The following is a 20,209-nucleotide window of genomic DNA, read 5'->3' on the forward strand; positions in this document are numbered from 1 at the left end:
AAATGACTTTATCCATTAAGACGCTCTGACCTTCCTGATAAATACCAGTGGGCTTTATTTTGTTGTGATACCTTTATCCTTATATTTATGCCCTCATATTTACCTTGTACTCAACGTGAAGGAGTCTTTATGACAATCGAATACGCTATTTTCGGCGGCGGCTGCTTCTGGTGTACGGAAGCGGTATTCAAAGACGTCATCGGCGTAGAGTCAGTAGAAAGTGTCTATACCGGCGGTGCGCGGCCCAACCCGACCTATGAGCAGGTTTGCAGCGGTGCCACCGGCCATGCGGAAGCCATCCGTGTGGGTTTTGACCCGGAAAAACTGAGCTACGGTGATCTGCTGGATATCCACTTTGTCACGCACGATCCGACCCAGCTTAACCGCCAGGGCAACGACGTCGGCACGCAATATCGCTCGGTGATTTTCCCGGTCGATGACGTGCAAAAGGCCGAAGCGGAAGCCGCCATTTTGCGCGCGCAGCCGGATCACAGTCAGCCGATTGTGACCAGCATCGAACCGCTGGGCGAAGTGTATGTGGCCGAAGGCTATCACCAGAATTACTGGGATGGTGCGGGGCAGCAAAACCGTTACTGCATGGCGGTGATCCCACCTAAATTGCAGAAATTGCGTAAGAGTTTTGCACAGCGGACAAAATCGCTGAATCCTTAAGATTATCAATATCTTTAAAAAGCAAAAGCCAGAACATCGTGTTCTGGCTTTTTTCGTTTCTCCGTCCGCTCAGAATCCGTAGCGGATCGCGTCCTTACTTTGCTGCATCAGCGCATCAATCTTCTGGGAAAAGGTTTCCAGCCCTTTGCCGTCACCGGCTTGTGAGCACTCACGTCGCCGCGCGTTGTACGCTTTCATCAGCTGCGCCTGCGCAAAGCCCGGCTTGCCGTAACAGGCCATGCTTTGTTCCCAGCAGGCGATGGCGGCGTCCAGTTCCTGTTGTTCCTGATATTGCTTTCCCAGCTCGTTGAGCGCTTTGGCCGATTCCTGCGGTGGCAGCTGCTGCGCTAAAATTTGCTCAATGCGTGTATCCATCTCTGAAAATCCTCAGGGTCGCTTAGTGGAAGAAGTTGAGAATATGGCCGAACACCAGCCCGACGCTGATGACGTCCGAGTCACTGAACGTCACGTTCGAGAACCCGAATTTGCCGAGCAGCGGTAACAACAGCGCCGGTAATAAGGTGATAAACAGTCCGTGGAAGATGCCGCCGATAATCGCGCCGCGACGTCCGCCCACGGCGTTACCAAAGATCCCCGCCGTGCCGCCTGCGAAGAAGTTGGTCAGCATGCCCGGTAAAATCATCGCCAGCCCAAGGCTCGGGAACAGGAACATGCCGATGACAGACCCGATAGTGGTGGAAATAAAACCGATGATGACTGCGTTCGGGGCGTACGGGAACAGCACCGGGCAATCGAGCGCCGGAATCGCGTTCGGAACGATGCGCAGAGCGATCCCGCGGAAGGCCGGAACGATTTCAGCCAGCAGCAGACGGACGCCGGAGAGCAGCACATACACGCCCACCACAAACTGTATCGATTGCAGGAAGGCGTAGACCAGATAGTTGACGCCGTTAGAGAACGGCGCGACCACGTCCGGACCGGCGGCGATAGCGGGGATGAGATAAATCGGGATCATCACCACCATCATCGACAGATAAGTGTCCTGCAGGAATGAGAAGGCTTGCGGCAGCTCGAAGTCTTCGGTGCTTTTGCTGACGTCACCGGTGACTTTCGCCACCCCGGCCTGCACGATATAGCCGATGGTGCAGAAATGGCCGAGCGCAAAGTCATCCGAACCGGTAATTTTGCGCACAATCGGCTGCGCCAGAACAGGCATACCCACCGCCATCACACCGGCTATCACGCCGCCGGTAATGATAAGCTCCGCACCGCGCAGGCCGCCCATATAGCCGATGACCGAACAGACGGTCGCCATCCATAAGGAAGCCTGACCGGTCAGGAAGATATATTTAAAGCGCGTCAGGCGGGCAATCAGAATATTGACGATAAACGCCAGCACCATAATTAATGCGGTTTCTCGCCCCAGCGTTTGTTGTGCGATCCCGGCAATCGACCCGACGTCAGTCACCACGCCGCGCATATTAAAGCCTTTCTGGAATATCTCCCCCAGAAAGGTCAGCGCATTCACAATAATTCCTGCACCGGAAAGTAAGACTAAAAATCCCAGCAATGTTTTTAGTGTGCCGGTGATAATTTGTCCGGGGCTTTTTTTCAATGCGATCAAACCGATCATCGCGATCAGCGATATTAATATTGATGCCTGGCCTAATACATCATTAACAATAAAGTGAAGGAAAGACATAAGCGTCCCCTGTAGTAGAGATGTAGAGTTGTTCTATTGGATAGCAATGTTTTTATTATTGGACAGTAAGAAGACCCATTTCCTGAAGTACCGGCGTCAGCTTGGTTTTAATCTCATTTTTATCCACCAGTCGCTTGAGATAAATAATATTGGCGCTGATGGTGTAATGCTGGAACTGCGAGCGGAAATTTTCACCGGTCATAATAATATCGGCACGGGTGGACGTGGCGCTGGAAATATCACAGTGTGATAAATCCGCTTCGACGCCTAAATCTTTTAACGCGGCTTCGATACTCATTTCACAGGCGAAGCTGCTGCCCAGACCTGCGCCGCAGACGGCTAAAATCGATAATCTTTTCATGAGAATTCCTTACGCATTTTGTAGGTGATGAATCACGAGTTATGTTCATATCTCTTCACTTCACGTCTAAAACTGTCGGATGATCTCTAAGGCTTCCTGCTTGTTTTTACTCTCTTTTAATCTTTTCCCCGCCTCGTCGTCGCAGAACAGATGAGAAAGACTGGCGATCATTTCAATGTGCGAATGGCTGTCGACAGCGGCCAGCGCGAAAATAACGTAAACCGGATCGTTATCTTCACTGCCGAACTCAACACCTTCAGAAACAATCACCAGCGACAGGGCCGTTCTGATAACCCCTTCTTCCGGCCTGGCGTGAGGCATTGCAATGCCTTCGCCCAAAACATAATAAGGACCGATTTCCCGATGCATATCATATATCGCCTGCAGATAACGGCTTTCTGCCGCACCGGAATCAATTAATGGCTGCACCGCGAAAGCCACGGCACTTTTCCAGTCATCGGTTTTCGGAATTATCTGTATATTACTTTCATTGATCCAGTCGCTTAACATATTACCTCATCGTATGAATAGGGTCTTTTCTCAGTATGATATTTAAATTAAATAAAAACTGTGATCTGTCCAACCCTGTTTGCTATTAATTAAACTTTCATTTATCAAAGATAAGAATGTAAAACGATGTGTCGTAATAAATGATTGAGCCAAAAAACACACATCAGTCTGTTTTTTTTGTTCAGTAACGTAATATTCCCCTGTTTACTTTATTGGGTTTGTGTATGGAATGAATTCATTATCCATTCGTGAATAACAACAATATTTACAGGTCTATTTTCATCGACATTATTCTGATCGAGAGAATATACCGGCCCCAGCGCCATGGGCTGCGCATTTCCTGCAAGAATTTTTAATTCGGGAATATATTCTGCCCCAACATGCCCCGGTAACCGTTCGCCAAGCCGTGAAGAAAAGCGGTCAGCCACGCGTTGTGCATCAATCTTGCACCAGATTTCCACCACCTGCGTCACGCCCGCCTGTTGCAGATATGCCTGCAAAACGTCTTTCGGCTGGAAACCGAACCAGGCATCGACAATAAAGGTGCTGCCCTGTGGCGCACTGGCGACGATATCCCAAATCACCTGATAGCTGGCCTGACCCAGCACGCGGTTAAACGGGCGATCGACATTTTGCAGTCGCTGAAGGAACGGATTTTTGATGCCATCCAGCGACAGTTGCAGCCAGCCGCTGTGTTCAGAAAGCTCAACGGCGAGCCGGCTTTTACCCGATGCGGGGATCCCGTTGACCAGGACAACGCGTTTTCCGGCAAAGCCATTTCGTGAGGCGCTTCTGTTTTCAGACATGTTCCACCTGTTCAGTTTGGTTGTGCGCGGGGGCGCGGAAATACTGTTGGATCACCGCCTGAAGCTCGTTCAGACGCGGCACGGCAAGTGATTCCAGTCGGGATTTGGTCGCGCTGCGGTCGAGAGAAATGCAGTCTTTCCACAGTGAACGCCCGGCAATAACGCCTGATGCCCCTTCGCTCATCGCGTCAGCCACTTGCTTGAGGAAGGTTGTGTGATCAACGCCCGCTGACAACACCGCCCAGGGTACGTCACCCGCCAGTGTGGTGATATCTGCACAGGCCTGTCTGGAGCCCGGATAAGGCAGCTTCAGTACTTTCGCGCCGCATTCCAGACAAATCTTCGTTCCACCATAAATCAGCGACGGGACTTTTTCCTTATATTCTTCCTCGGTTTCGTTATCGAGTTTGTAGGTCAGGAACTCCACCACCAGCAGCAAATCTTCGCGGGCAAAATCGTCGATGCACTGACGCAGGATTTCAATGTTGTGGCGGTTAGCTTCTTCCTGATCGGAGCGCAAATACACCATGATTTTCCCACCGGTGGCGCCCAACTCGCGCACACGGCGTGCATCCACATTGGCGACCAGTCGCGACAGACGGTAGCCTTCCGGCGAATTATCCCAGCCGGACGCATCGAGTCCGATTAGCAGGGCAGTGTCGCGGGCGATAATGCCGTCGTCCACCAGTTGTGGCACGGCGCACACCGGATCAACCAGTACACAGGAAGCTTTGCTGGCGAGATATTGGGTGATGTCCGCTTTGATAAGGCCGAGTTCATGTTCTGAAATCGCCGATTGTTGCTGAGGGTCGCTGGCCAGCAGGCTGCGCATGGCACCGCGCTGGTCACAGGCGATCACCAGCATTGCGCCATTCTTGCCACAAATCTGCTGATAGCTGCGTAATTCTGAAGTAGACATTTTTGACATGGAACTCTCCTTTGCGTGAAATTTATTACAGATGAAAAAATCTCGATTACACTGGACGTTCTGTCTTTACCCTGGACTAAAAAGGGGTGGGAAATCGCGTAACACGCCGGTTTACAAGGGTTGAAGCCCGATCCGGCACATTGCATTTTTACAGGTGTTGCGCAATAATCCCTCAATCGACGATTTGAGTGTAATTCATTACTGAAAGGAATTTCAAGCTGAAAGAGCCAATTTTGCAAGATATTGCAGCAACGCGTGCCATGATGCATTTAGTGGCGAAGCTGCATTACGAGTCTGATATGTCTCAGGTGGAGATTGCTCGCAAGCTGGATGTCTCAACGGCCACCATCTCAAGATTGCTCAATAAGGCCCGTGCGGCGGGCATTGTGCGCATCGAAGTAGTGGGATTATCTTCGCCGGAAGACATGACGTCAGATTTGGTCAAACGCCTCGGATTAAAGCAGGCTTACGTGGTCGATGCGCCACCGGGAAATGTGCTGGGCGCGCTGGCGACACCGCTGGCCTCACTGTTGCAGGACGCGGGATTAGGGTCGGGTTCGGTGTTGGGCATTGGCTGGGGAAGGGCGGTGCGCGAAGTGACGCTGGCCGGTATGCCGCGATTGCCCGGCATCATGACCGTGGCGCTGAACGGCGGGATGCAACAGTCTGCGCCCCATTTCCAGATCACTGAGTTTGTGCGCCGGGCGGCGGAACAGATGGAAGGCACGCCGTATTTCTTACATGCGCCTTATCTTTCTTCAGCGCCGCTGCGCGATGCATTTCTCGCCGATCGCAGCGTGCAGGAAATCATTTCGCTGTGGGATCGCCTCGATGCGGCGATTGTCGGCATCGGTCTGACGCACACGCCAAAACCGAGTGAATCCACCACCGCCACGCCGGGCGAGCAGGCGCTGAGCGATGCGGCGGGCGACGTGCTGCGCCATTACTTCACCGAGTCCGGCGAGTTGCTGCACTGGGAAGGCGAGGAGCGGATGATTGCCGCCTCCGTCGAGCAGTTGCGTAAAACGCCGCTGACCATTGGCGTCGCCGCCACGCCAGAAAAAGCCGCGGGGATTATCGGCGCGGTACGTTCGGGGATGATCAATTCCTTAGTGACGGATGTGAACACCGCGCAGGCCATTCTGGATAAACTGCCGGTGACATAACCGCAGGCGGTGCTCAAAAGAAATGGCACTTCCTTCGCCGGGCGTGCTTTTTTTATCCAGCAGGGTTGCGAGCTGTATAAACAGACAGTATTATTTGTCGAATATTTTTTATACGTTTTTTATCAGGCAACAGCAGGTCAGCTAATTTGTGGAATCCCGAGAAAGAGCTTTTTACCGAGCTTTATCAGTATCCTGAACATCTTCGTCATACTTTAGAGAACCTGCCTGGCAGCAGTGGTGTGTATATTTTCTATGGTGATGACCAGACTTTTCCGCTGTATATCGGTAAAAGCGTAAATATCCGCAGCCGCGTGATGTCGCATTTCCGCAATCCCGCTGAGGCAAAATTGTTGCACATGACGCGCGACATCGATTATGTCCAGACTATCGGTGAAGTCGGCGCATTGCTGCTGGAATCGGATCTGATCAAATCGCGGCGTCCGCTGTTTAATAAACGGCTGCGTACCGCCCGCAAACTTTGCTCCATCCGGCTTCAGGGATTTACCGCCAATATTGTGTTCAGCAATGAAGTGGATTTCTCCCACAGCGAAGACCTGTTTGGGCTGTTCAAAACAAAAATGTCTGCGGTGGAGAAAATCCGGGATATCGCCGATCAGGAGAAGCTTTGTTATGGCGCGCTGGGGCTGGAAAAACTGGCTAAAAACCGCGCGTGTTTCCGGTTTTCTCTCGGAAAATGCGCCGGTGTGTGCTGTGGAAAAGAAACGCCGGAGGCGCATCACGAACGTCTGAGGAATGCGCTCAGCGCCCTGAAAATCCGCAGCTGGCCCTATCCCGGTCGCATTGCCATCGCCGAAGAAGCGAATGGTCAGACGGATTATCACGTCATCAATCACTGGTTCTATCTGGGTACGGTAAAAACGCTGGAAGCCGCAAAAGAGTTTGATATTGCCGTCCCACATTTTGACCGCGACAGCTACAAAATCCTCTGTAAACCGCTGTTTGCGCCGGACACGCCGAAGATTATTTTATTGGATTGAGGTGTCTTTTTTACCCGCTACTCCACATTTAGCCGGAATTCCCGGCGGTATAAAGACGGCGAGGTTTTGAACTGCTGCTGGAAGTGCCTGCGCATTGAAAGGGCGGAGGTGAAGCCGGATTCCTGTGCGATGCGTTCGACAGGCTGATCGGTTTTCTCGAGAAAACGCTGCGCCACGGCCAGACGCTGATTCAGCAGCCACTGTGTGACGGTTGTGCCGGTGGTTTGCTGAAAGCGACGGGTGAAGCTGCGACGACTCATGCAGGCTTTTTCGGCCATGACATCGACGGTCAGATCCTCTTGCAGATGCGCAGACGCCCAGCTCAGTGCCTGCATAAACCGGTCGCCGCTGACGGTGTTATAAACCGGCTGTTCAATAAATTGCGCCTGCCCGCCTTGCCGGTGCGGCGGAACCACCAGCTGCCGCGCCACGGAGTTCGCCGTCTCTGCGCCACACTGCTGGCGCACCAGATGCAGACAACAGTCGATGCTGGCGGCGGTGCCAGCGGAGGTCACAATATCGCCGTCATCGACGTAAAGCACGTTAGGGTCGACGGAGACCGACGGGTAGAGCCGCAAAAAGTCTGCCATCCAGTTCCAGTGCGTTGTCGCCGGGCGGCCATTAAGCAATCCGGCAGCGGCCAACACAAACGCGCCCATACACAGACCGATAATCTTCGCGCCACGGCGATGTGCCTGAATTAAGGCATCCGTCAGCTGGCGAGGCGGCGGCACATCCGGATCATTCCAGCTCGGCACAATCACCATATCTGCCCGTTCCAGCACGGCCAAAGAATGCTCAGCAACAATTGAAAACCCGGCATTGGTTCTCAGCTGGCCGGGTTCTGCCGAACAGACCTGCAACTGGTAGAGCGGCGTGCCGTCCGCGCTCAGGGCTTTTTCAAACACCGCACAAGGGACGGAAAGATGAAATGGAATGATCTGGTCAAACACCACAATACCGACCCTGATAACCGACATAATTGCTCCTTAATGGTGGTTTTGGCCTAAAACGACTGCTTTTCGTCACCTGTGTGGCTGTTGAGCAGCGGTGTAAATCTACACAATGCATCCCGTACCGCAAAGGGGAAACGTCTCCCGGCGAATCTTAACAACAGGATGAATACTGATGAAAAAATTAATGGCTTACAGCGTACTGGCTTTATCGATGGCGACTTCCGGCATGGCTTTCGCTGCCAAAACGCTGACCGCCGAGCAGGCGCCGACAATCCGCACCATGAGCGGCGCGCAGGCGACCACGTCCCTGGTTGCGGATGAAACAGCGCTGATTGTGATCGATTTTCAGAATGAATATTTCAGCGGCAAAATGCCGATCCCCGACGGCATGAAGGCGCTGACCCATACCCAAAGTTTAGTCAAATTTGCCCATCAGCATAAAATGCCGGTGTTCTTTGTGCGTCACATCGGCCCGGCTAACGGTCCGCTGTTTGCCCAGGGCAGTAAATTCGCTGAATTCCATAAAGATTTGCAGCCAGCGGGTAACGATCGGGTGATCACCAAAGAAACGCCAAGCTCGTTCGTCGGCACCGATCTGGATAAACAGCTCAAAGCGCTGGGCATCAAAAAAATCATCGTCACTGGCCTGATGACGCACATGTGTGTGTCTTCCACCGCGCGTGACGCCGTGCCACTGGGTTATGAAGTGATCATCCCGGAGGATGCGACGGCAACCCGCGATCTGGCAACGTGGGATAATAAAATCGTCGATCACGCGACGCTGCAACGCGCTGCATTGGCCGGTGTCGCGGATGTTTTCGCTGAAATAAAAACCACTAAAGATGTGCTGGAATTACCGGTAAAATAACGATGCATTAAAACAAACAGGCCTGAGATCATGCGATCTCGGGCCTTTTTGTATCCAAAACAAATAGTTTCTGATTGGTATCATCTTGAAACATGTTGGTTTTTACCTAATGAAATTACTGCTGTATATCTGATGCTTTGTTACGTAACCATTTACGCAACTATGGGAATAAGGCGAAGAAATGTTTAGTAAACAATATGAAGTGGATGAGGCCCATATCGATTTTCAGGGTGTGGTGGATGGTTTGTACTATCCGTTTTACATGGAGTGGGCGCGCCACGCCTACATGCGAGAAGCACTGGGAATTGATATCGAAGCGGAATTTACTCAGGGCAACCTGTACATGGTATTAGAGTACTCCATGCGCTTTCGTAAAAGCCTGAAAAAAGGCGATCAGGTTGAAGTGACATGCGTACTTGAGAGAAATGAAAAACGTAATCGCGTTAACTTCGTTCAGCAGATCAAAGTTGAAGGCATCGTTTTCGCCGACGCCACTTTTGTTGCCACCTGCCTGACTAACGGGCGTCCCTCGATGCCAGATGCGGTGAAGAACGCGTTAGATCTGTAGCGGTGACGATCGTCAGGGAGTGATGCCAGATATAAAAAAACTGGCCTGTTACGGCCAGTTTTTCAACGTTACAAAGGTGCAGGGAGGATTTTCCTCCATTAACGCATGGTAACGAATTCTTCCGCGCCGGTCGGATGGATCGCGACGGTGTTGTCGAAGTCTTTTTTGGTTGCGCCCATTTTCAGTGCGACCGCGAAGCCCTGCAACATTTCGTCCATGCCGTAACCGATGCCGTGGATGCCAACGATTTTCTCGTCTTTACCGACGCACACCAGTTTCATGCGGCACGGCTGACGGTGCTGCGTGACGGCGGTGTACATAGCGGTAAACTGCGATTTGTAGACTTTCACGTTGTCTTCACCGAACTGCTCGATGGCCTGCGGTTCTGTCAGGCCGACCGTGCCGATTGGCGGATGGCTGAAGACCACGGTGGCGATGTTGCTGTAATCCAGATGCTCATCCGGCTTGTTGTTGAACAGGCGTTCGGAAAGACGACGACCCGCCGCAACGGCCACTGGTGTCAGTTCGACCGCACCGGTGTTATCGCCCACAGCGTAAATGCCTTTTACGTTGGTGTTCTGGAATTTATCGACGACGATATAGCCTTTTTCGTTGGTTTTCACGCCGGTCGCTTTGAGATTGAAATTGTCAGTTTCCGGTTCGCGGCCAATCGCCCAGACCAGGCTGTCGACTTCAAATTCTTCGCCGTTTTCCAGCTTCAGTGTCAGGCTGCCATCGGCATTTTTCACCACTTCTTTCGGAATGGATTCTTTATGCAGTGCCGGGCCTTCGGCTTCCATGACTTCCACCAGCGTATCGACCATCAGCGGATCGAAGGTACGCAGCGGCGCATGTTTACGCACGAACAGGTGAGTTTCTGCCCCCAGACCGTTCATCACACCGGCGATTTCAACCGCGATATAACCTGCACCTACGACAGCAACGCGTTTCGGCATTTCGGTCAGATCGAAGAAACCGTCGGAGTCGATGCCGTATTCAGCACCAGGAATATTGGGATGGCTCGGGCGACCGCCGGTAGCGATCAGGATGTGATCTGCGGTGATCTTCTCGCCGTTCACTTCAACAGTATGATCGTCAACGAAACGCGCGAATCCTTTGATCACATCAACGTTGTTTTTACCGAGCACGTTGTCGTAAGAGGTGTGGATACGGTCGATGTACGCGGTACGGTTGGCGACCAGCGTTTTCCAGTTGAAGCTGTTAACGGTGGTATCAAAACCGTAGTCCGGGCCGTAGTTGCGGATAGCTTCGGCGATCTGCGCGGCGTGCCACATCACTTTTTTCGGGACACAACCCACGTTGACGCATGTGCCGCCCAGCTCTTTAGCTTCGATCAGCGCGCATTTTTTCCCATACATGGCTGCACGGTTGATTGATGCGATACCGCCGCTGCCGCCGCCAATTGCCAGATAGTCATAATGTTTGGTCATCGGATTTTCCATGAATTGTGAAAAATGAAGAACGCCATACCGGCGTCGCTAATCTAAATAATTGCCCAAGAGTTTAGCTGGTTGTGGAAAAGATTGGATCAATGATTGCGATAGGTTTGATAGCCGGAGCCTTTGAAAACAGGCTCCGGCACAACAGAAGGTGGGATTACTCAGGCACGACCCATTTGACCGTCGTGTGACCTGTACCGGAGGGCACCAGCACTTTCAGCAACCACGGCAGGACGTTTTTCATCTGCTGCTCGAGTTTCCACGGCGGATTGATGACAATCATGCCGGAGGCCGTCATCCCGCGCTGATCGCTGTCCGGGCGCACGCCCAGTTCGATTTGCAGGATACGGCGAATGCCCGTGGCTTCCAGATCGCGCAGCATTTTTTTGATCTGCTGACGCATGACCACCGGATACCACAGCGCGTAAGTGCCAGTGGCAAAACGCTTGTAGCCTTCCTGAATGCCTTTGACCACGTCCTGATAATCGGTTTTCAGTTCGTATGGCGGATCCATCAGGATAAAGCCACGGCGTGACAGTGGCGGCAACTGAGCTTTTAGCTGCTGATAACCATCGGCGCGCGAAACACGGGTGCGGTCATCTTTCTGGAATTCACTGCGCAGCAGCGGGAAATCGCTCGGGTGCAATTCGGTCAGTTGCAGTTTGTCTTCTTCTCGCAACAGCTGACGGGCAATCAGCGGCGAACCAGGGTAATAACGCAGGTTCTCGTTGCGGTTGAAGTGGCCGACGACGGACATATAGGCCGCCAGTTCTTCAGGAATATCGTCACGCTGCCAGATGCGCGCGATACCTTCCAGATATTCACCCGTGCGTTCGGCGTGTTCGCCGCTCAGCTGGTAACGCCCGGCACCCGCGTGGGTGTCGAGATAAAGGAAGGGCTTATCTTTTTCTTTCAGAGACTCGATGATCAGGCTCTGCACGGTGTGTTTCAGTACGTCGGCATGGTTGCCTGCGTGAAAACTGTGGCGGTAACTCAGCATAACTTTATTGTTCCGGATTGGCGTAATGCCGACAGTATAAACTGTTTACATCCTTCATACTTCACGTTGCAGATGCAATCTCACTTACCGACCCAGCTGTTCTTAATTTTGAATTTGTCTGCGCGGTTATAACTGATTGAGTAGTTGAAGGTTTTGCCGTCTTCCAGTTTGGTGATCCCCGACACCTTCAGCATCGGCAGGCCGGATTCACTCTCCAGCAGTGCTGAAAGCGTGTCGTCAAACAGCGAGGCTTCGATCACTGAGTTGTAGAATTTAATTTTTCGGCCGACTTTATTCTCAATAAATTCATATAAAGACGCATTCTGTAAAATGTACTCGGGAATAATGTCGACGACCGCGCAGGGAATATAGGAGTCTTCGACCAGTACCGGAATATTGTCCACCAGTCTGACGCGGCGGATAAAATGCACGTCGTCATTTTCATCTATATCCAGCTGACCGGCGATATAGTCATCCGCTTTGAGGGTCTTCAGGCTGATTAAGCGACTGGAAACTTTGACGTTATCTTTAAATTCGCGCGAAAAACCGAGAATAGAATCGCTGGTGCCGTTATTGAGCAGATAAACGTTGTCTTCAATAACTTTGGTGACGTACATACCTTTGCCATGAATGCGCTCAATAAAGCCTTCCTGCTCCAGCATATGCATGGCTTTTTGCAGTGTTACGCGCGTCACTTCATAACGCACAGCCAGTTCCCGCTCAGAAGGAATTTTGTCCCCGACCCGATATTCTTTATTCAGTATCGCCTGTTTCAGGCTGTTTTTAATATCAATATAACGGGCGACCATGGGGGTAACTTCTTCATGTTGTGGTGTATTTTCGAACAGTATAGACATTCGCACCGCCAACCGGAAGCCTCAACTCCCGGCTGGCAGGCGTTTTAGCTGAGTCTGACAAGCGCCGGAGTGGGTTGTTCAAATGCACGGTGCAGAATTTCCATGGTGGTCATCACATCCGCTACAGAGACATACGGCGGTGCCCCCTGACATAACGTGGCATACACGGCATCGTAAACGCGTCCATAATCGCCGTTGCCCGCATCAACACGTTCGGTGAGGGCTTTCCCCTGTGCATCCAGATATTTCAACACACCGTATTCCGTTTCCTGACCAAAGTCTGACGTCTCCGGTAATTTCCCGGCTTTCAGACACGTTTCCTGCTGGTCAATATTTTGTTTAATAAATGAGCCTTTTTCCCCGTGAAGGATGAATTTCGGGTAAGGCTGCATCACCAGATGGCTGCATTTAATAATGGCTTTTGTTTCGCCATAATAAAGTTGCAGTTCAAATGTGTCGTCAGGGTTATTTTTATTACGCACTGAACGTATGTCGTAATGCACGCATTCGGGCCGACCGAAGAGGCTGACGACCTGATCGACCAGATGAACTCCGAGCCCGTAAAACGCACCATGGGTATAATCTGCCGGTGCATCGAACGCGTCAGGACGGAAATAATCGAAATGACTTTCTAACTCGACAATGTTACCCAGCACGCCACTGCTGATGACTTTTTCTACGGCCAGAAAACAGCTGTCGAAACGCCTGTTCTGATAAGGTGTCACTGTCAGTCCTTTTTCCGCCGCAAGCGCAAATAACGACTGCGCTTCTGCCAGCGTCCGTGTAAACGGCTTTTCGACAATGACATTTTTACCGTGCTCCAGGCACAGTTTGGCGTAGTCAAAATGGGTTTGCGGCGGCGTACACAGCGTCACCAGCGTAATGCTGTCGTCGAGCAGAATATCGTTCAGATCGGATGTGAAGCGGATGCCCTGATAAGCCTCTTCTTTTTCAATGTCCGGATGACGAGTGATATCGAAAATGGTTTTAACCTGAAAAGTATCGCGTCGCTGCAAAACGTAGGGCAAATGGTAGCGTGTCGCGCTTTTTCCGAATCCTACAAACGCACAGTTTATCTTCATGATATTTCCTTCTTCTGTGTTCCGCGTTTATGCATTGGCCTGCGCTGCCGCCGCAGGGATTGTTGCCTCTTCCTGTGCCAGCTGTTTCTTTTCCATCAGCCGGAAGAAAGGATAATAAATGATTGTCGAAATAATAATCATGACGCCTGACCAGATTGCCGCAGGGATATTCCCGCCGGTGGCAAAATACGCATTCAGGAATGGCGGCATCGTCCAGGGGATCTGCAATACAGGGCGGCCAATAATATTAAATGCCATCAGAAAATAAGACATCGTACACAGCAGCATGGGCGTAATGATTAACGGTAGCATCATCAACGGATTAAACACCATCGGAACACCGAAAATGACCGGTTCATTTATACAAAATAGCGAGGGCGCAAAAGACATTCTGCCCAGCGATTTATAATAACGACTTTTCGACATCATCATCGCCAGAACCAGCCCCATGGTTGCGCCGGAACCGCCCGTGCAGATAAAGAAATTATAAAAGCCCTCGGCAAAAATATGCGGGATCGGCTGGTGGCTGAGATACGCCTGCGTATTTTCAACAATAAACTTGAGAAATATCGGTGCGGTAATACCAGAAAGTACGTTGGTGCCGTGAATGCCGCAGCACCAGAGCAACGAGATAAGAAACACCAGAATCAGCATGCCCGGCAGCGTGCCGAGCCCGATAACCAGCGGGCTGAGGGTCAGCGTGAAAAACGCGTTAATATCAAAATTCAAAATCACCCGCACAAACCACACCAGCGCCAGGCAAACAATGGCGGGTATGACGCTGACAAAAGATTGCAGAACGGCAGGGGGGACATTGTCCGGCAGACGGATATAGATTTTATGTTCGATGAAAAAGCGGATGATATAGACGGTCAGAATGGAAAGAATAATGGCCGAAAATAACCCTGAAGCCCCGAGATTATCGACATTTAGGGTGTAATCATCATTCAACTGCGCCATCAGAAAAACGGCCACAGTAATAGCGCAGCAGGTCAGCCCGTCGAGCTTATAATGTTTCGCAAGATTATAACTGATGCCCATTGCCGAAATTAAACCGATGACCCCGAAGGTGACGAGAACCGGGGCATTCAGCGCCGTGCCAAACTGACCTAAATATTCAGTCCAGCCGGGGATCGGCAGGTTGGCGATAATCAGGAAAATACTGCCGGAGATAATAAACGGCAGCGTCAGGGTAATACCGTTACGCACCGCAACCAGAATAACGTTATCCCCGACTTTCACCAGACAGGGCACCAGCCGTGACTCTATGAATTTCATCATGATGTTATATGCCTGTCATTGTTAATATTGCGGCAGAAAAGGCCGGTTAACCGCGAGGTATTCATCGAGAATTTTTTCCGCGATATCCACTGACGGGATCAGCGGATGCACCGAAAGCGCCATTAATGCCGTGGAATAATCGCCGGTGACGGCAGCTTCGATCGTGAGTTCTTCAAAGGCTTTGACGCTCTGGATCAGACCGCGTATTTTCGCCGGTAAACGGCCATAGGCCAGCGGGTGCGCGCCCTGACGATCAATCACCGCGTTCGTTTCAATCACGCTGTTTTCATCCAGATCGGGCGTTGCGCCGCGATTAAGCGTGTTGACGACGTGGATCTCCTGTTTGTTGTTAAAAATCGCGCTGATGATTGAACAGGCGGTATCGGAGTAATACGCGCCCCCACGGCTTTCCAGTTCTTTCGGTTTAGTATCCAGCCGCGGGTTTTTATAGATTTCAAAAAGATGGCGTTCAATTTCCCGCGTCTGCTCTGCACGCGTGCCGCGCATCTGGCTGTCCTCCACGCTGTGCGCCACCATTTCACGCTGCAGATAGAAATATTTCAGGTAGGAAAGGGGATACAACCCGAGCGCGCGGATAAAAGCAGGCATTAATCCGGTATCGGGGATATTTTTCTGCTGATTCTGGCCATTGCCCTGCGCCAGTTTTTCAATGAATTCTGCCGTAACGTCGTGGCCTTAGACGGCGATCTGATCGGCAAAAATGAGGTGGTTCAGCCCCATTACGCGGGCATAAACGTCCTGACGACACACGTCATAAACCTTCGCGATATCCATCATCATGCTGTTCGCGCCGCTGCAAATACCCAGCGTTTTTATGCGCGAATATTTTTCAATGGCCTCAGTGACAATACCGGCCGGATTGGTGAAGTTGATCAGCCATGCATCCGGACAAAGCCTTTCCATATCGCGGCATAAATCTAACAGCACGGGGATGGTCCGCTGCGCTTTCATAAACCCGCCTGCGCCGGTGGTTTCCTGCCCGAGAACGCCGTATTTCAGCGGGATCGCCTCGTCGTGAATACGCGCTTCCTGCTGGCCGACGCGCAACTGCGTGGTGACGAAATCCGCATTGCGCAGTGCGGCCTCGCGGTCGGTGGTCAGATGCACCGTCATCGGTATTCCGGCTTTTTTCACCATTCTTTGCACCAGCGCCCCGACGATTTTCAGCTTTTCCTCACCGGCGGCGATATCGACCAGATAATAATCCGAGACAGGCATTTCATTGTAACGCCGGATAAAACCGTCGATCAGTTCCGGTGTGTAGCTTGAGCCTCCGCCTATCGTGACAATTTTGAGTGCTTTCATATCCGTTTATTCCCTTAATCGTGATGTAGTTAAACTGGCGTATGCCAGATGAAAATAACAGGATTAACCCTGCTGTAAACAGGGTTTAACGGGCGGGTACGGGGAAAGATCAAAAATGCGAAGCAGGTCTACTTGCAGCCTGATGTAACGGACTGGACTCATTGAAAACATGAATGTCTGTGGCTGGCGGGCGAAATCGCCGCCCCCCATTGATTTCCCCATCCCTTGACCGCATGTTAGAAGTTACGTCATCTTTAAGACGACCCGAATTCACGGCGTGGTGCGCCACAGGCGTATCACCCCCAACGCTATAACGAAGGACTGGCCCTATGACTGAACAGCAAAACGCGTCGAATCCGCTCTTAAAACCGTTCTCCCTGCCGCCTTTCTCTGCGATCCAACCTGAACATATTGTCCCTGCGATGAAGTCTGCGATCGAAGAAAGCCGTCAGACCATCGAACGTGTGGTCGCGCAAGGCGCACCGTATACCTGGGAAAATCTGTGCCAGCCGCTGGCGGAAAGCGACGACCGTCTGGGGCGCATCTGGTCACCGGTCGGTCATTTGAATGCGGTGAAAAACAGCCCGGAGCTGCGCGAAGCCTACGAGCAGTGCCTGCCGATTTTGTCTGAATTCAGTACCTGGGCGGGTCAGCACGCCGGTTTGTATCAGGCGTATTGCGATTTAAAAGCCAGCGAGCATTTTACTACGCTGTCCGTGGCGCAGAAAAAAGCCATTGATAACGCGCTGCGTGATTTCGAGCTTTCCGGCATTGGCTTGCCGCAGGAAAAGCAAAAACGCTATGGTGAAATTTCTGCGCGACTGTCTGAGCTCGGTTCGACCTACAGCAACAACGTGCTCGATGCCACGATGGGCTGGAGCAAGCTCATCACTGATGAAAATGATCTGAAAGGTTTACCTGAAAGCGCGCTGGCGGCGGCGAAAGCGCTGGCCGAATCCAAAGAGCAGGAAGGCTGGTTGCTGACGCTGGATATCCCGAGCTATCTGCCGGTCATCACCTACGGCGAAAACCGCGCGCTGCGTGAAGAAATGTACCGCGCGTTCGGTACCCGCGCGTCCGATCAGGGCCCGAATGCCGGTAAGTGGGACAACAGCGAAGTGATGGCGGAGATTTTGTCACTGCGTCACGAACTGGCGCAGTTGCTGGGCTTTGATTCTTACGCGGATATGTCGCTGGCCACCAAAATGGCCGAAAGCCCGAAACAGGTGATCGACTTCCTCAGTGGTCTGGCGACCCGTGCGCGTCCGCAAGGTGAGCAGGAACTGGCTCAGCTGCGCGCGTTCGCGAAAGAACATTACGGCGTTGATGAGATGGAAGCCTGGGATTTGCCGTTCTACGGCGAAAAACAGAAACAGCATCTGTTCTCCATCAACGATGAGCAACTACGTCCGTATTTCCCTGAACAGCGCGCGCTGGAAGGGCTGTTCGAAGTGGTGAAACGCATTTACGGCATCACCGCTAAAGAACGTAAAGACGTGGAAACCTGGCACAAAGACGTGCGGTTCTTCGATCTGTTTGATGAAACCGGCGAACTTCGCGGCAGTTTCTATCTCGACCTGTACGCCCGCGAGCACAAACGCGGTGGTGCATGGATGAACGACTGCGTCGGCAGCATGCGTAAAGCCGACGGTGAGCTGCAAAAGCCGGTCGCCTACCTGACCTGCAACTTTAACGGACCGGTCGGCAATAAACCGGCGCTGTTCACCCACAACGAAGTTACCACGCTGTTCCATGAGTTCGGTCACGGCCTGCATCATATGCTGACCCGCATCGATACTCCGGGAGTCGCCGGTATTTCCGGTGTGCCTTGGGATGCCGTCGAGCTGCCGAGCCAGTTTATGGAAAACTGGTGCTGGGAGCCGGACGCACTGGCATTCATCTCCGGCCATTTCGAAACGGGCGAACCGCTGCCAAAAGAGATGCTGGATAAGATGCTGGCGGCGAAGAACTATCAGGCGGCGCTGTTTATTCTGCGTCAGCTGGAGTTCGGTCTGTTCGATTTCCGTATGCATGCGGAATATGACCCGGCAAAAGGCGCGCAGATCCTGCAAACCCTGAGTGAAATCAAGAAGCTGGTTGCCGTGGTGCCATCACCGAGCTGGGGACGTTTCCCGCACGCGTTCAGCCATATTTTTGCCGGCGGTTATGCGGCCGGTTATTACAGCTATCTGTGGGCAGAAGTGTTGTCAGCTGATGCGTATTCCCGCTTCGAAGAAGAAGGGATTTTCAACCGCGAAACCGGTCAGTCATTCCTCGATAATATCCTTTCACGTGGGGGTTCCGAAGAGCCGATGGAGCTGTTCAAGCGCTTCCGCGGGCGTGAACCGCAGCTGGATGCTATGCTGCGCCATTACGGTATCAAAGGATAACCTCTGCCTGTGAGTGTGTGTTTACTGTGTGAAGAAGGCGCCGACGAAGGCGCCTTATCTGTTCTGGCGCAGCGCTGGAATCTGACGTCTGACCCCGACGCGGTGATGGCGCTGGTTCTTACGCCTGAACGTCTGGAATTACGCAAACGCGACGAGCCAAAACTCGGCGCGATTTTTGTCGATTTCGTCGGTGGTACCCTGGCGCACCGTCGCAAATTCGGCGGCGGGCGCGGTGAAGCCGTGGCGAAAGCGGTGGGCGTCAAAGGGCGCTATCTGCCAGATGTGGTGGATGCGACGGCTGGACTGGGCCGCGATGCGTTTGTGCTGGCGTCATTAGGTTGCAAAGTCCGGATGCTTGAGCGAAATCCTGTGGTGGCAGCATTGCTCGATGACGGGCTGGCGCGCGGTTACCGCGATGCGGAAATCGGACCGTGGCTTCGTGAGCGTATGACGCTGCTGCATGCGTCCAGCCTGACGGCGCTCTCTGAGCTTTCGCCGAAACCGGAAGTGGTGTATCTCGACCCGATGTATCCGCACAAACAGAAAAGTGCGCTGGTGAAGAAAGAGATGCGCGTGTTTCAGGGGCTGGTGGGTCCGGATGATGACGCCGATGGTCTGCTGGAACCGGCGCGCCGCTTAGCGACCAAGCGCATCGTGGTAAAACGCCCGGATTACGCGCCACCGATGGCCGATATTCCTGCGCAAGCCGCCGTGGTGACCAAAAGCCACCGGTTTGATATTTATACGCCGCTGTAAGAACACAACGAGATCGCAAAGAAACCAGAAAGCACCGCACCTGCGTTCTGGATAAAAAAATGCCCGCCGGTTTTCACCTGCGGGCATTTTTACGTCAACGCTTTGGCGATTTACGCTTCTTCTTCCTCGTCACGCAGTGGGACGATCAGCATGTCGATATGGACGGTATTAATGAGCTGGCGCGCGGAGGACATCAGTTTGCTCCAGAAATCCTGATGATGGCCGCACAGCACTAAATCCACGCCGTATTTGTTGATTGCATCGACCAGCACCTGCGCAAGATCGCCGCTGCCGCTCAGGGTTTCGGAAATCGGATAACCGGCGTTTTGCGACAATTCATTCAGCGCGTGGTGGGTTTCTTCCGAAATTCGTTTTTGCATGTCGCCCAGATTGACGTCAATAAGGCCGGTATACAGGTCCGAATAGTTCACATCAACGTGGATCAGGGACACTTTGGCGTTATACGGACGCGCCATGGAGACGGCTTTCTCAACTAAAACCTTGCTCTCTGGCGACAGGTCTACTGCAATGAGTATGTGTTTGTAAGCCATAAGAAAACTC

Annotated in this window: 21 protein-coding genes and 1 pseudogene; 7 read left to right on the forward strand and 15 right to left on the reverse strand. The window is 52.3% G+C overall.

From position 1 onward, the window contains the following. Nucleotides 1-129: 129 nt before the first annotated feature. The gene (gene msrA / locus TU92_RS12135) at nt 130-672 is read left to right on the forward strand and encodes a peptide-methionine (S)-S-oxide reductase MsrA (protein WP_112167481.1); all 543 of its coding nucleotides are present in this window, start codon (nt 130-132) and stop codon (nt 670-672) included. 69 nt (nt 673-741) lie between these two features. Here msrA and TU92_RS12140 read toward each other — a convergent pair whose 3' ends face one another. The 6 genes from TU92_RS12140 to TU92_RS12165 all read right to left on the reverse strand — a co-directional run bounded on the left by TU92_RS12140 (nt 742) and on the right by TU92_RS12165 (nt 4,940). Beyond that, entirely contained in the window at nt 742-1,047 is a 306-nt protein-coding gene (locus TU92_RS12140) for a hypothetical protein (RefSeq protein WP_112167482.1), read from the reverse strand. Nucleotides 1,048-1,069: 22 nt separating this feature from the next. After that, nucleotides 1,070-2,335: a PTS sugar transporter subunit IIC gene (locus tag TU92_RS12145; RefSeq protein WP_112167483.1), complete on the reverse strand. Its 1,266-nt coding sequence runs from the start codon at nt 2,333-2,335 to the stop codon at nt 1,070-1,072. A 55-nt stretch (nt 2,336-2,390) separates the two neighbouring features. Next, nucleotides 2,391-2,696, reverse strand: coding sequence for a PTS sugar transporter subunit IIB (locus TU92_RS12150; protein ID WP_112167484.1), 306 nt, complete (start codon nt 2,694-2,696; stop codon nt 2,391-2,393). A gap of 66 nt (nt 2,697-2,762) precedes the next feature. Beyond that, nucleotides 2,763-3,206 carry a PTS sugar transporter subunit IIA gene (locus TU92_RS12155; RefSeq protein ID WP_112167485.1) on the reverse strand — a complete coding sequence of 148 codons (444 nt, stop codon included), beginning with the start codon at nt 3,204-3,206 and terminating at the stop codon, nt 2,763-2,765. Nucleotides 3,207-3,415: 209 nt separating this feature from the next. After that, complete coding sequence (locus TU92_RS12160) at nt 3,416-4,012, reverse strand: P-loop nucleotide/nucleoside kinase family protein (protein ID WP_112167486.1); 597 nt, start codon at nt 4,010-4,012, stop codon at nt 3,416-3,418. Further along, nucleotides 4,005-4,940: a tagatose-bisphosphate aldolase gene (locus TU92_RS12165; RefSeq protein WP_112167487.1), complete on the reverse strand. Its 936-nt coding sequence runs from the start codon at nt 4,938-4,940 to the stop codon at nt 4,005-4,007. The genes TU92_RS12160 and TU92_RS12165 overlap by 8 nt, the downstream gene beginning before the upstream one ends. Nucleotides 4,941-5,173: 233 nt before the next feature. On the opposite strand from TU92_RS12165, the gene TU92_RS12170 reads away from it, so the two are divergent. Then, nucleotides 5,174-6,106, forward strand: coding sequence for a sugar-binding transcriptional regulator (locus TU92_RS12170; RefSeq protein ID WP_112167488.1), 933 nt, complete (start codon nt 5,174-5,176; stop codon nt 6,104-6,106). Between the two features lie 146 nt (nt 6,107-6,252). After that, nucleotides 6,253-7,104 carry an excinuclease Cho gene (gene cho, locus TU92_RS12175; RefSeq protein WP_112167489.1) on the forward strand — a complete coding sequence of 284 codons (852 nt, stop codon included), beginning with the start codon at nt 6,253-6,255 and terminating at the stop codon, nt 7,102-7,104. A 17-nt stretch (nt 7,105-7,121) separates the two neighbouring features. Here cho and TU92_RS12180 read toward each other — a convergent pair whose 3' ends face one another. Then, the gene (locus TU92_RS12180) at nt 7,122-8,084 is read right to left on the reverse strand and encodes a GlxA family transcriptional regulator (protein ID WP_112167490.1); all 963 of its coding nucleotides are present in this window, start codon (nt 8,082-8,084) and stop codon (nt 7,122-7,124) included. Nucleotides 8,085-8,232: 148 nt separating this feature from the next. Between TU92_RS12180 and TU92_RS12185 the strand changes: the two genes are divergently transcribed. Together TU92_RS12185 and TU92_RS12190 are read left to right on the forward strand one after the other, a co-directional pair. Continuing rightward, entirely contained in the window at nt 8,233-8,928 is a 696-nt protein-coding gene (locus TU92_RS12185; RefSeq protein ID WP_112167491.1) for a cysteine hydrolase family protein, read from the forward strand. Nucleotides 8,929-9,109: 181 nt separating this feature from the next. After that, on the forward strand, nt 9,110-9,496 hold the full coding sequence (locus tag TU92_RS12190) for an acyl-CoA thioesterase (protein WP_112167492.1): 387 nt from the start codon (nt 9,110-9,112) through the stop codon (nt 9,494-9,496). A 98-nt stretch (nt 9,497-9,594) separates the two neighbouring features. Here TU92_RS12190 and gorA read toward each other — a convergent pair whose 3' ends face one another. From gorA to TU92_RS22545, 7 genes and pseudogenes are all read right to left on the reverse strand, one after another. Then, entirely contained in the window at nt 9,595-10,947 is a 1,353-nt protein-coding gene (gene gorA, locus TU92_RS12195) for a glutathione-disulfide reductase (protein ID WP_112167493.1), read from the reverse strand. A 166-nt stretch (nt 10,948-11,113) separates the two neighbouring features. Beyond that, complete coding sequence (locus TU92_RS12200) at nt 11,114-11,956, reverse strand: 23S rRNA (adenine(2030)-N(6))-methyltransferase RlmJ (RefSeq protein WP_112167494.1); 843 nt, start codon at nt 11,954-11,956, stop codon at nt 11,114-11,116. 80 nt (nt 11,957-12,036) lie between these two features. Next, a complete protein-coding gene (locus TU92_RS12205; RefSeq protein WP_244207772.1) occupies nt 12,037-12,813 on the reverse strand; it encodes a GntR family transcriptional regulator in 777 nt (258 codons plus the stop codon). Nucleotides 12,814-12,857: 44 nt separating this feature from the next. Next, complete coding sequence (locus TU92_RS12210; protein ID WP_112167496.1) at nt 12,858-13,895, reverse strand: oxidoreductase; 1,038 nt, start codon at nt 13,893-13,895, stop codon at nt 12,858-12,860. Between the two features lie 27 nt (nt 13,896-13,922). Then, entirely contained in the window at nt 13,923-15,176 is a 1,254-nt protein-coding gene (locus tag TU92_RS12215) for a PTS sugar transporter subunit IIC (RefSeq protein ID WP_112167497.1), read from the reverse strand. Nucleotides 15,177-15,197: 21 nt separating this feature from the next. Continuing rightward, a pseudogene (locus TU92_RS22540) lies at nt 15,198-15,860 on the reverse strand (family 4 glycosyl hydrolase); the annotation flags it as partial. 12 nt (nt 15,861-15,872) lie between these two features. After that, entirely contained in the window at nt 15,873-16,502 is a 630-nt protein-coding gene (locus tag TU92_RS22545) for a family 4 glycosyl hydrolase (protein ID WP_279633902.1), read from the reverse strand. A 329-nt stretch (nt 16,503-16,831) separates the two neighbouring features. On the opposite strand from TU92_RS22545, the gene prlC reads away from it, so the two are divergent. Further along, on the forward strand, nt 16,832-18,892 hold the full coding sequence (gene prlC, locus TU92_RS12225) for an oligopeptidase A (RefSeq protein ID WP_112167498.1): 2,061 nt from the start codon (nt 16,832-16,834) through the stop codon (nt 18,890-18,892). 9 nt (nt 18,893-18,901) lie between these two features. Then, a complete protein-coding gene (gene rsmJ, locus TU92_RS12230; protein WP_112167499.1) occupies nt 18,902-19,648 on the forward strand; it encodes a 16S rRNA (guanine(1516)-N(2))-methyltransferase RsmJ in 747 nt (248 codons plus the stop codon). A 110-nt stretch (nt 19,649-19,758) separates the two neighbouring features. Here the strand turns inward: rsmJ and uspA are convergent, their stop codons facing one another. Next, entirely contained in the window at nt 19,759-20,199 is a 441-nt protein-coding gene (uspA, locus tag TU92_RS12235) for a universal stress protein UspA (RefSeq protein WP_014333460.1), read from the reverse strand. Nucleotides 20,200-20,209: the final 10 nt, after the last annotated feature.

Origin of the sequence: Rahnella inusitata, assembly GCF_003263515.1 — a bacterium.
GTDB classification, from domain to species: Bacteria; Pseudomonadota; Gammaproteobacteria; order Enterobacterales; family Enterobacteriaceae; genus Rahnella; species Rahnella inusitata.